This window comes from Streptomyces sp. CT34 (assembly GCF_000805335.1).
Classification (GTDB): Bacteria; Actinomycetota; Actinomycetes; order Streptomycetales; family Streptomycetaceae; genus Streptomyces.
Genome location: NZ_KN708638.1, coordinates 5045324 through 5055361 on the forward strand (window position 1 = coordinate 5045324; position 10038 = coordinate 5055361).

At 73.2% G+C, this 10038-nt stretch carries 12 protein-coding genes; 4 read left to right on the forward strand and 8 right to left on the reverse strand.

The window, feature by feature from the left end; genetic code table 11:
• Positions 1-107: 107 nt before the first annotated feature.
• On the forward strand, positions 108-1307 hold the full coding sequence (locus RZ84_RS22090) for a trypsin-like serine peptidase (protein ID WP_043265741.1): 1200 nt from the start codon (positions 108-110) through the stop codon (positions 1305-1307).
• Positions 1308-1365: 58 nt separating this feature from the next.
• Here the strand turns inward: RZ84_RS22090 and RZ84_RS22095 are convergent, their stop codons facing one another.
• From RZ84_RS22095 to RZ84_RS22110, 4 genes are all read right to left on the reverse strand, one after another.
• Entirely contained in the window at positions 1366-2115 is a 750-nt protein-coding gene (locus tag RZ84_RS22095) for a serine hydrolase (protein WP_043265742.1), read from the reverse strand.
• A gap of 77 nt (positions 2116-2192) precedes the next feature.
• Complete coding sequence (locus RZ84_RS22100; RefSeq protein ID WP_052230087.1) at positions 2193-2939, reverse strand: isocitrate lyase/PEP mutase family protein; 747 nt, start codon at positions 2937-2939, stop codon at positions 2193-2195.
• Positions 2936-3385 (reverse strand): carboxymuconolactone decarboxylase family protein, encoded by a 450-nt coding sequence (locus tag RZ84_RS22105; RefSeq protein WP_043265743.1) that lies wholly within the window; start codon positions 3383-3385, stop codon positions 2936-2938. The genes RZ84_RS22100 and RZ84_RS22105 overlap by 4 nt, the downstream gene beginning before the upstream one ends.
• Before the next feature lie 4 nt (positions 3386-3389).
• Positions 3390-3821 carry a carboxymuconolactone decarboxylase family protein gene (locus RZ84_RS22110; RefSeq protein WP_052230088.1) on the reverse strand — a complete coding sequence of 144 codons (432 nt, stop codon included), beginning with the start codon at positions 3819-3821 and terminating at the stop codon, positions 3390-3392.
• A 148-nt stretch (positions 3822-3969) separates the two neighbouring features.
• Here RZ84_RS22110 and RZ84_RS22115 point away from each other — a divergent pair, with 148 nt between their 5' ends.
• The gene (locus RZ84_RS22115; protein ID WP_043265744.1) at positions 3970-5577 is read left to right on the forward strand and encodes a MocR-like pyridoxine biosynthesis transcription factor PdxR; all 1608 of its coding nucleotides are present in this window, start codon (positions 3970-3972) and stop codon (positions 5575-5577) included.
• 492 nt (positions 5578-6069) lie between these two features.
• Here the strand turns inward: RZ84_RS22115 and RZ84_RS22120 are convergent, their stop codons facing one another.
• From RZ84_RS22120 to RZ84_RS22135, 4 genes are all read right to left on the reverse strand, one after another.
• Positions 6070-6627, reverse strand: a complete 558-nt coding sequence (locus RZ84_RS22120) for a GNAT family N-acetyltransferase (protein WP_241777808.1) — start codon at positions 6625-6627, stop codon at positions 6070-6072.
• Positions 6628-6797: 170 nt separating this feature from the next.
• Positions 6798-7742, reverse strand: a complete 945-nt coding sequence (locus RZ84_RS22125) for a hypothetical protein (RefSeq protein ID WP_241777809.1) — start codon at positions 7740-7742, stop codon at positions 6798-6800.
• A 105-nt stretch (positions 7743-7847) separates the two neighbouring features.
• Entirely contained in the window at positions 7848-8324 is a 477-nt protein-coding gene (locus tag RZ84_RS22130) for a hypothetical protein (protein ID WP_043265745.1), read from the reverse strand.
• Between the two features lie 43 nt (positions 8325-8367).
• Entirely contained in the window at positions 8368-9336 is a 969-nt protein-coding gene (locus RZ84_RS22135) for a helix-turn-helix domain-containing protein (protein WP_052230089.1), read from the reverse strand.
• A gap of 153 nt (positions 9337-9489) precedes the next feature.
• Here RZ84_RS22135 and RZ84_RS42370 point away from each other — a divergent pair, with 153 nt between their 5' ends.
• Both RZ84_RS42370 and RZ84_RS22140 read left to right on the forward strand, forming a co-directional pair.
• A complete protein-coding gene (locus tag RZ84_RS42370; protein WP_277816881.1) occupies positions 9490-9624 on the forward strand; it encodes a hypothetical protein in 135 nt (44 codons plus the stop codon).
• Positions 9624-10010: a hypothetical protein gene (locus RZ84_RS22140; RefSeq protein ID WP_043270534.1), complete on the forward strand. Its 387-nt coding sequence runs from the start codon at positions 9624-9626 to the stop codon at positions 10008-10010. The genes RZ84_RS42370 and RZ84_RS22140 overlap by 1 nt, the downstream gene beginning before the upstream one ends.
• Positions 10011-10038: the final 28 nt, after the last annotated feature.

The following is a 10038-nucleotide window of genomic DNA, read 5'->3' on the forward strand; positions in this document are numbered from 1 at the left end:
TGCCCCGTCGCCGCGCCGTGACGGCATAGTAGAGCGCGGTCCCAACAGGGGCATGACAGAAACGGCGCGTACCACCGGCGCCGGTCCGTATCAGGGGGGAACGCTCCATGCCGTCCAAGCAGTCCGGTCGATCCACGCGGTCCACGCGATCCGCACCGTCCAGGTCCCGTATACGCCGTTCCACCGCTGCCGCCGCCGCGACGGCCGCGCTGCTCGCGCTCACCGCCACCGCCTGCGGCCCCACCGACGACAACGCCTCGGCCGCGCCCGGCGGTTCGTCCGCCGGCCAGAAGCACCCGGGCGCCCTGCCGACCAGCATCGACGACCTGAAGAAGTGGAAGGACGGCGGCTGGAAGAACTGGGACAAGTGGGCCCGCAGGGCGCAGGACTTCGCCAACCCGATCATCAAGGACCGGTGGAAGCCGGAGCGGCTGGCCCAGGTCAAGGCCGCACCGGACGTCGGCGTACAGGACGCGACGCTGGGCGGCCGGGCCGGTGCCACCGACGCGGAGCCGCGTGCGGTCACCGCCCAGGAGGTCGCCCGCCCCTACCACCGCAACATGGCCCCGATCGGCAAGATCTTCTTCGACAGCCCCAAGGGCCCGATGGTCTGCTCCGGCACGATCGTCGAGGACCCGGCGCACCCCGGGAAGTCCAACCTCGTCTGGACCGCCGGCCACTGCGTCCACGGCGGCCGACAGGGCGGCTGGATGCGCAACATCGTCTTCGTCCCGTCGTACAACGACAACGGTGTGCCGGCGAACCAGGTCGGCAACACGCCGTCCCCGCAGATCACGCCGTACGGCAAGTTCTGGGCCGACTGGGTCAACACGTCCAACCAGTGGATCAGCACGGGCGGCGAGCACGGCAACAGCGGCTCCGCCTACGACTTCGCCGTGATGCACGTCAAGCCGGAGAACGGCAGCGGCAAGTCCCTTGAGGAGACCGTCGGTGCCGCCGCCCAGATCTGGTTCAACTCCCCGTACGCGGACGGCATCAGCTCGCTGAAGGCGTTCGGCTACCCGGCCGCGGCGCCCTACGACGGCGCGCGGATGATGAGCTGCCTGGACCGGCCCGGCCGCCTCACCATGGCGCAGGGCACGCCGCCCATGGACCGCATCGGCTGCACCATGACCGGCGGTACGTCCGGCGGCGGCTGGTTCGTCAACCGCGGCGGCAAGCTGACCCTGGTGTCCAACACCTCCATCAGCAACGGCCCGCACACCTGGCTGGCCGGCCCGCACCTGGGCCCGGAGGCGCAGGGCGTCTTCAACAGCCTGAGCCAGAAGTTCGCCGGCCGGCAGTAGGCGACCGGAGCCGGCCGCGGCGCACCGGTGCCCCCGCGGGCCCGGCGCGCCGGCCGGCTCACGCCGTCAGCCGGTGCCGCGCCCGCCAGACGCCGGCCGAGACCCGGGCCAGCAGCCGGGCCGCCGGGTCGCCGGTGTCCTGCCCGTTGGCGAGCGGGCCGGTGTAGCAGACCGCGAGGGTGTACGGGGCGGCGTCGTGCGGGTGGACGACGGCGGCGCAGTTCCGTACGCCCGAGATCCAGCCGTTCTTGCTGGCCAGCCGGGTGCCGGGCGGCAGGCCCGCGGCCAGGTCCACCCCGTGGGCGTTGTCCTCCAGCAGGCCCAGCACCGCCGGCTCCAGCGACTCCAGCAGCCGGACCAGGTCGTGTGCGGTGACCCGGTTGAGGATGCCGGCGGCGCGGGCCGGCATGTCCTCGACGCCGCGCGGGGTGTCGGTCCCGGCGGACGCGCCGGCCCGCCGCCACACGTCGGCCACCGCCGCCCGCCCCACGTGCGCCAGGCACAGGTTGGTCGCCAGGTTGGAGGAGTGGCTGACCATCCGCCCGGCGAGCCAGCGCAGCGACGCGGTACCGCCCAGCAGCTCCCAGGGCTCCGGATCGCTGTCGCCCGCCCGGGAGTTGGCGAAGGTGCCGCCCGCGGCGGAAGTGAAGCGATTGACCACGGGGATCTGCCGGTCCAGGTCCAGCCCGCCGCGGTAGAGGGCGGCCAGCACGGCGATCTTCATGGTGCTGGCCGCCTCGTGCGGGACGTCCGCGTTGCGCAGGACCACCGGAGGACGCCGCCAGGGCGCCACGACGAGGGAGAGCATGGCTCATCGTATGGCGCCGGCCGGGCAGGCCCGCGCGCGACATCAGGGCCGGTCGGCCAACCCCCGTACGGCCGACATCAGTTGCCCTCCCGCAGTCGCTGCGCCACCCGCGCCAGCGCCTCGGTCGCCGCGCTCTGGAGACCGCCGCCGAAGGTGATCCGGGCCGCGCCCAGGGCACCCAGTTCGCGGGGTGACGGGCCGTCGGACCGGGCCATCGCGTTGAGCGGCAGGGCGATGGCCGCGGCCAGTTCCGGCAGCAGCGCGGGCGGCGCGAGGATCGGGTAGATGCAGTCGGCGCCGGCCTCGGCGTAGCGGCGGGCGCGCTCGACGGCCGCCGCGATGCCGGTGTCGCCGCGCAGGAAGGTGTCCACTCGGGCGTTGACGACCAGGGCGTCGCCCGCCGCGGCGCGGACCTCCGCCAGCCACTCCGCCTGCTCCCGCGGGTTGCGGAGGGCACCGGAGGCGTGGTCGGAGTCCTCCAGATTGCAGCCGACCGCGCCGGCGTCCGCGAGGCGGCCCACCAACTCCGTTGCGGACAGCCCGTATCCGGCCTCCACGTCCGCCGTCACCGGCACGTCCACGGCCCGTACGATCCGGGCGATCGCGGCGAACATCTCGTCGGCCGGGGTCTCGCCGTCCGGGTAGCCGAGGGACGCGGCGATGCCCGCGCTCGGCGTCGCGAGGGCGGGGAAGCCGGCGTCGGCGAAGACCCGGGCGCCGGCGGCGTCCCAGACGGTGGGGAGGATCAGCGGATCGCCCGGCCGCCGGTCGTGGTGGAGGGCGCGCAGCGCCGCCGCGGCGGCGGGCCCGGTGCCGGCGGTCACAGTTCCTCCCCGGGGGGCTTGCGCACCGTGACATTGACCCGGTTCCAGTTGTTGATCGCGACGATCACGCCGATCAGATGGGCCAGTTCGACCTCGGTGAACCGGTCCGCGGCCCGCTCGTAGACCGCGTCGGGCACCTGGCCTTCGGTCAGCACCGTGACCGCCTCGGTGAGCGCCAGGGCCGCCCGCTCGCGCTCGGAGTAGAGGTCGCCGGCCTCCTCCCACGCGGGCAGCAGATCGATCCGCCGCGGGCTCACCCCGGCCTCGCGGAGGTTCCTCACATGCATGTCGATGCAGGACGCGCACCGGTTGACCTGCGAGGCGCGCAGCACGACCAGCTCGACCAGGACCGGGTCGCCCAGGCCCTTCTTGGCGGCCTGGGTCAGCCGGAGCTGGGCCCTGCGGAACTCGGGGATCAGGCCCCAGATCTTCATCCGCCGGCTCATCGGATCACCCCTGCCCCGGGGCCATGCGCGTGGTCACGCCGAAGCGGTTCCAGGCGTTGATGGTGGTGATCAGCGCGATCAGCCGGGCGAGCTCGGCCTCGTCGAACCGGTCGGCGGCGCGCTCGTAGACGGCGTCGGGCACCTGGCCTTCGGTCAGCACCGTGACCGCCTCGGTGAGCGCCAGGGCGGCCTGCTCGCGCTCGGTGTAGTAACCGGCCGCCTCCTCCCAGGCGCTGAGAAGGTGGATGCGCTCCTCGGTCTCCCCGGCCTTGCGGGCGTCGGTGATGTGCATGTCGAGGCAGAAGGCGCACTTGTTGAGCTGCGAGGCGCGGATCTTGACCAGCTCGATCAGCGCCGGGTCCAGGCCCTCCCTGGCGGTGGCGTCCAGCGCGAGCATCGCCCGGAACACCTCCGGGGCGAGCTTGGCCCACGGCATGCGGGGGCCGTGCCGATGGTGCGTGCCGGAGGTGTCCGGCGGTGCGGATGATGGCGTGCCGGAGGTGTCCGGTGGCGCGGGTGATGCGTTCCCGTTCGTCATGGGTACGACGCTACGACGCGAATGGCACAGCGTATGGTCCACTTCCATGGAGAAATCGCGGGCCACTTTCGGACGGGACCTGCATCTGGACCTCACCGGTCCGGGCGGGCTGCGGGCCTCCCTGATGGCCGCGCTGCGCGACGCCGTACGGTCCGGACGGCTGGCCCCCGGCACCCGGCTGCCGTCCTCCCGGTCGCTCGCCGCCGACCTCGGCATCGCCCGCAACACCGTCGCCGACGCCTACGCCGAGCTGGTCGCCGAGGGCTGGCTGGGCGCCCGCCAGGGCTCCGGCACCTGGGTCGCCTGGGGATGCTCCCCCGGCTACCGGCGGGGGGAGCACCCCCACCCGGACGGAGACCGCGGGAGGGCGCTGCCGCCCGCCGGCGCCCCGGTGGCCCGCCGCACACTGGGCCCGGCGGCCGGCCCGCGGCACCGCGCCCCCGCGCCGCGCTTCGACCTCACCCCGGGCACCCCGGACGTCGCCGCCTTCCCGCGCACCGCCTGGCTGGCCGCCGCCCGCCGGGCGCTGTCCGCCGCGCCCAGCGAGGCGTTCGGCTACGTCACCGCGGCCGGCCGCCCGGAGCTGCGGACGGTGCTCGCCGACTATCTGGCCCGCGCCCGCGGCGTACGGGCCGACCCGGAGCGGATCATCGTCTGCGCGGGCTTCATGCAGGGGCTGAGCCTGCTCTGCCGCGCGCTGCGGGACGCCGCCGCCGACGACGCTGGCGATGCCAACGCCAACGTCGGCGACCACGGTGGCGCCAACGCGAACGCCAACGGTCCGGCCGCCCGCATCGCCGTCGAGTCCTACGGCCTCGACTTCCACCGCGATGTCATCACCCGTGCCGGGCTCGGCACCGTCCCCCTCCCGGTGGACGAACACGGCGCGGACACCGCCCGGTTGGCGTCCCTCGACGGCGTCCACGCGGCCCTGCTCACCCCCGCCCACCAGTTCCCCACCGGCGTGCCGCTGCACCCGGACCGCCGGGCCGCCACCGTCAACTGGGCGCGTGCCACCGGCGGTTACCTCCTGGAGGACGACTACGACGGCGAGTTCCGCTACGACCGGCAGCCGGTCGGCGCCCTCCAGGGGCTCGACCCCGACCACGTCGTCCACCTCGGCACCGCGAGCAAGAGCCTGGCCCCGGCGCTGCGGCTGGCCTGGATGGTGGTGCCCGACCGCCTGGTCGACCGGGTACTGGCCGTCAAGGCGACCGGCGAGTGGCAGTCCGGCTCGCTGGACCAGCTCACCCTCGCCGAGTTCATCCACTGCGGCGCCTACGACCGGCATCTGCGCGGAATGCGGCTGCGCTACCGGCGCCGCCGCGACCAGCTCATCGCCGCCCTTGCGGAACGGGCACCGCACGTCACGGGTACGGGCATCGCCGCCGGCCTGCACATGGTGCTCCGCCTGCCGCCCGGAACCGAGCAGAGCACCGTACGGGCCGCGGAGCGTGCGGGGTTGGCACTGGAGGGCCTGAGCCGGTTCCGGTACGGCGGGACGGGCAGGACGGGCGGAACAGGCAGGACGGGCGGGACGGGCGGGACAGGCACGGAGGACGCGCCGTTCGACGGGCTCGTCGTGGCCTACGGGACGCCGCCGGACCATGCGTTCACCGGAGCGCTGGAGACCCTGCTGAAGGTGCTCCCCTGACCATTCATCGGACGTTTATCCGTTGCAGGTTGGCTGCCCGTGACCACCTTGTCGCTCTCGGCGGCAAGGAGCTACGAGCAAGGGGGAAACGTGCACCACCGCGTGAGAGCCTTGGCCGCATCGTTAGCCACCGTGGCCGGACTGGGCGCAGCTTCCGTACCGGGCACCGCGCACGCAGGGTCCCACTCGTCTCAAGTGTCAGCGAACGTCAAGGATTGGGGCGGGGCGAACGAGTCAGGCCGATCGAAGGAGCCCGCCGGCTGCGTCGTCACCGCCGAACCTCGCAGGTATCCGACAGCGGGGACGATCACCCTCACCATGAAGTACCAGGGCAGGTGCGGTTCGAACGTCACGCACGGCGACAAGGTAAGGCTGCACTGCGGGTAGTCGAAGCAGGGAGCGGTGGCCGACCCGGGGAGGGGCCGGCCACCGCCGGGCCCGGCCTCGCCCCCCGCCGCGGCACCCCACCGCCCGGCTGCGGGCGCGCCGCGTTCACAGCTCCCGTACGAACGAGACCCGGTCGAGCCCCGGACCGTCGTAGTCCGTGTGCACCGGCACCCCGTCGTCCCCGGTCCGGTCGCCCGGCTCCAGCCGGAACCCCATACGGGTGTGATACGCGATCGAATCGCGGTTGTTGGGGCTGGTGATGCAGCGGACCCGGGTCCGTCCGGCCTCCCGGGCGAGGGCGAAGAACCGCCGGTAGAGGGCGCTGCCGACGCCGCCGCGCTTGCCGTCCGGGCACACCCCCGCGAAGTGGATGTACGCGGTCTCCGGGTCCGTCTGGGACAGGAAGCCGATCAGGAACGCGTGCAGCGTCCCGTCGGCCCGCTCGACCAGGAAGCTCGTCCCGGCGAAGTGCTGGAGGAACAACCGCGGTACCAGCAGCTGCCGTTGCCGCGCGCCGGCCTCCCCGCCGAGCCCGCCCCACCAGTCGGCCACTGCCACCTGGAGCCGCGCATGGTCCGCCGGCACGGGGTGGCGCACCGTCAGCCCACCGGTCAACCGGCCCGGTACGGCGCTGTGTTCGGGTATGGCGTCGTCTGTGTCCACGTCGTCGTCATCGCCCTTCGGTCGGCGGTCGGCGAACGAAGTACCCGCGAAGTACCCGCGAAATACCTGAGGGCGTCAGCCTAGGGGGCGCGTCGCCGGCACGGCCCGCGGGGTGCCCCTCGCCGGGCGGCCCCCCACGGGCATGCCGCTGCCGGGCGTCCGGCGTCCGGCTACGGGCGCTCCGCCGCCACCGCCCCCAGTTCGCCCTCACCCTCACCCTTGCCCTCGCCCGTGCCCGCGGCCTCGTCCCCGGGGGCGGGCGCACCCGCCGGCGCCTCCGCCTCCGCCGCCGGGGCCTCGCCGAAGCGGGCCAGGGCCAGGGCGCCGGCCACCGCCAGCGCGAAGCCGGCCACCGCGAGCGGGGCCAGGCCCGCGCGGGTGCGGTCGCCGAGCCAGGCGACGCCGACCAGGGCCGGGCCGAGGGTCTCACCGATCACCATGCCCGCGGTGGCCGCGGTGACCGAGCCGCGCTGGAAGGCGGTGGTCAGCAGGAGGAACGCGGCGCCGCCGCCGACCAGCAGGGCGTAGGTCGCGGGGTTGGTGAGGAGGTCGAGCGGCGCGAAACCGTCGATGAGGCGCACCGCGACCTCGACCACGCCGAAGCCGAAGCCCGCGCCGAGGCCGAGTGCCGCCGCCCGTGCGCGGTCCGGCAGCCGGCCGGCCAGCGCGCCGGAGGCCAGTACGGCGACCGCGAAGACCAGCACCCCGATCCGCAGCCCGGGGGTGCCCCGCAGATGCCCCTCGGCGCCGGACGACAGCGCCAGCATCGCCAGGCCGCCGCAGACCACCGCCACCGCGAGCCACTCGGCGCGCGCCAGCCGGGTGCCCAGGAGGGGCGCCGCGACCACCGCGGTGACCGCGAGGGTGGCCGCCAGCGCCGCGCCGACCGTGTAGATCGGCAGCGACCGCAGCGCCACCAGTTCCAGGAGGAATCCCAGACCGTCCAGCGTCAACCCGAGCAGATAGCGCCACTGGGTCAGCACCCGCAGCAGCAGCCGGGCGTCGACCCCCGAACCGCTGCCGGGGCTGGTGTCCCGTGCGGCCACGGCCTGGAACACGGAGGCGGTGCCGAAGCACAGCGCGGAGGCGAGGGCGCAGATCATCCCGAGGAGCATGAACCGACTGTACGGGGCATCGCGGGGAGGCCGTAGGGGGGCGGTCCCGAAGGGTGCCCGTACGCGTGCGACGCCCCTGCGCGCGCGACGCCCGTCCCGTCGTGATCAATCCCGGCTCGCGCCCTCCGGCCAGACGATCTGCACCGGTACCCCGACGCTCTCCGCGTACCCGACCACGTCGGCGGTACCGCCGTAACCGCGTGCCGGCCGACCGTCCCATACCGCGATGAGACTGTCGACCAGGCCGACGAGGATCTCACTGCCGACCATGTGTGCATGGGCGTCGGACTCGGCCAGTCCGGTCTCGTGCACCTCGGACGCCCTGCGCACGAGGTCGTCGTAGGCGGCGTGGTGCCAATCCGGCAGCGACTCGCGGTACTTCTTCGCGGGTACGACGATCTCCACCCGGCCGCCGTGGTCGAGTACCGCTTGCGCGAACCACGCGTCCGGTCCGTCAGCCAGGCAGGACACCCCCACCAGGTCAGCCGTGGGGTACTTCGTCACGATGTCCCGGAGCGCCCCCTTCACCAGTTCCGCGGACTCGACCGGAAGGCCACGATGGCCGGTGATGCCGATGCGCACGTCAGTCCCTCTCCGTCGTCACAGATACACGCCGTGCAGCCGATCAGCGTGCCGCTACGGCTTTCCGCAACGCTTCCCGGTGCTCCCAGCTCCACGGTGCTCCCCGGAGGTCTTCCGGAAGCCCTGCCAGCCCAGCGGACAGATGGTCGGCCGCCTGGTCGTAGCGCCCCAGGGCCAGGGTGGCCAGGCCCAGATTCAGGCGGTTGAACTCCGGCGTCAGCCAGTAAGCGGTGTCCGGCGGGGATACGCGGGCAGCTTTGTCCGTCAGGCGCTCCGCTGCCTCCACCATGCGGAGCGCACGATCGGTCTCACCCACCTCCGCCCACCCGGCCGCTGCCTGAAGAATGTCCCCCAGTCGCTGCGCGGGGTGGGCACCCGGAGTGTCCGCGGCTGCCGTGAACCACCGGGCGACGCCGTGGGAGCGGCCCTGCTGACGGGCGACGTACCCCTTGAAGTTCAGCGCCTGGGCCGCGAGCGTGCCGTTCCCGATCTCGTCGGCCAGCCCCAGCGCCTCTCCCAGGAGGCGTATAGCCTGCGCATCGTCGCGTACCTGGGCGAGCATCCAGCCACCGAACTGCACGAACTCGGAGGCAACCTCGACGAGTTGGTCGCGATATGGCCCCCGTGCCCCTTTGAGTAAGCGGGTGATTTCGTTCATCTGGGCGAGCGTCGCAGGGAGGACCGCCTCAGGCTTGACCACGTCATCGAGACGTCGGTAGGCAGCAAGCACGCCTGCCAGGGCATTCACGGTGCCGGCGTCGAGACGTGATGGTTTTGCGGCGCTACGGGCGACCCGAGCTGTGTCGTCAGCGTTCAGTACGACCCCGGAGAGCGCGCCACCGGCTCCGACGAGTTCGTCAAGTGCTTCCGCCAGTTTGGCCGATGGTTGCTGCTTCCCGTTCAGGACACGGGAGAGATACGCAAGGTCGTAGTTGACGGCTCGTGCGGCGGCCGTCATGGAGTAGCCACTGTCCCGCAGAGCACGGCGAGCAAGATCTGCGAAGTCACCCACGGCGAACTCCTCGGCATTGACTGATGCTCATTACCTTGTCAAGTGCGGTCAACTCCCGTGTGAGCACCGTGTGCTCAACGATAGCCGAGAGGAAGCCCCCCGCGACGTTGCTGGACGTCCGGGGGCATGGCCGACGCTGAATGGAGCGCTGACGTGACCCAAACTGTCGCGAGGTTGTTCGTGCCGCTGCTGCGGCCGTTGCGCGGGCGGCGCCGTGTGTGGCCGCTGGCGCTGCACGGTGTCGATTTCGGCCCGCGCGGCATCCGCGGTGCGGAGGTGGCGGCGTGATGCGCCACGTGGGCACGGAGGCCGCGCGGTTGCTGCCCTGGTCGGGTTCGGAGGGGAAGCCGTGCTTCCTTCTCGTCGGCGACGGGACCGGGTATCTCTCCCGTGCCGCGGACAAGGTGGAGGCGGCGCAGCTCGAGTCGGCCGCCGCCCTCATCGGGGAAGCGCGGGCGGTCCTGGACAGCCGAACTTGGACGCCTGGGGAACTGCACCTGCTGGCGGTCGAGTTGACGGACTGGCTCGCCACCGTGCACCGGGTCGCGGAGAGCCGGGGCGCGCGTTTGGCCGTGGTGGACGACGAGACCGGCGGGTGCGGCGACGAAGAGGAGGGCTACACGGCGAGCCATGAGGACGACGGCCCACGGCTTCCGGCGGAGGCGTTCGGATGACGGCCGCGCCTGCCACAGGCGGGGCCCG

What these genes read in the sequence shown, in the direction of transcription:
- RZ84_RS22090 (WP_043265741.1), top strand. Translation starts at nt 108, where the DNA reads ATGCCGTCCAAGCAGTCCGGTCGATCCACGCGGTCCACGCGATCCGCA.
- RZ84_RS22095 (WP_043265742.1), bottom strand. Translation starts at nt 2,115, where the DNA reads ATGCTCTCCCTCGTCGTGGCGCCCTGGCGGCGTCCTCCGGTGGTCCTG.
- RZ84_RS22105 (WP_043265743.1), bottom strand. Translation starts at nt 3,385, where the DNA reads ATGAGCCGGCGGATGAAGATCTGGGGCCTGATCCCCGAGTTCCGCAGG.
- RZ84_RS22110 (WP_052230088.1), bottom strand. Translation starts at nt 3,821, where the DNA reads ATGCCGTGGGCCAAGCTCGCCCCGGAGGTGTTCCGGGCGATGCTCGCG.
- RZ84_RS22115 (WP_043265744.1), top strand. Translation starts at nt 3,970, where the DNA reads ATGGAGAAATCGCGGGCCACTTTCGGACGGGACCTGCATCTGGACCTC.
- RZ84_RS22125 (WP_241777809.1), bottom strand. Translation starts at nt 7,742, where the DNA reads ATGCTCCTCGGGATGATCTGCGCCCTCGCCTCCGCGCTGTGCTTCGGC.
- RZ84_RS22140 (WP_043270534.1), top strand. Translation starts at nt 9,624, where the DNA reads ATGCGCCACGTGGGCACGGAGGCCGCGCGGTTGCTGCCCTGGTCGGGT.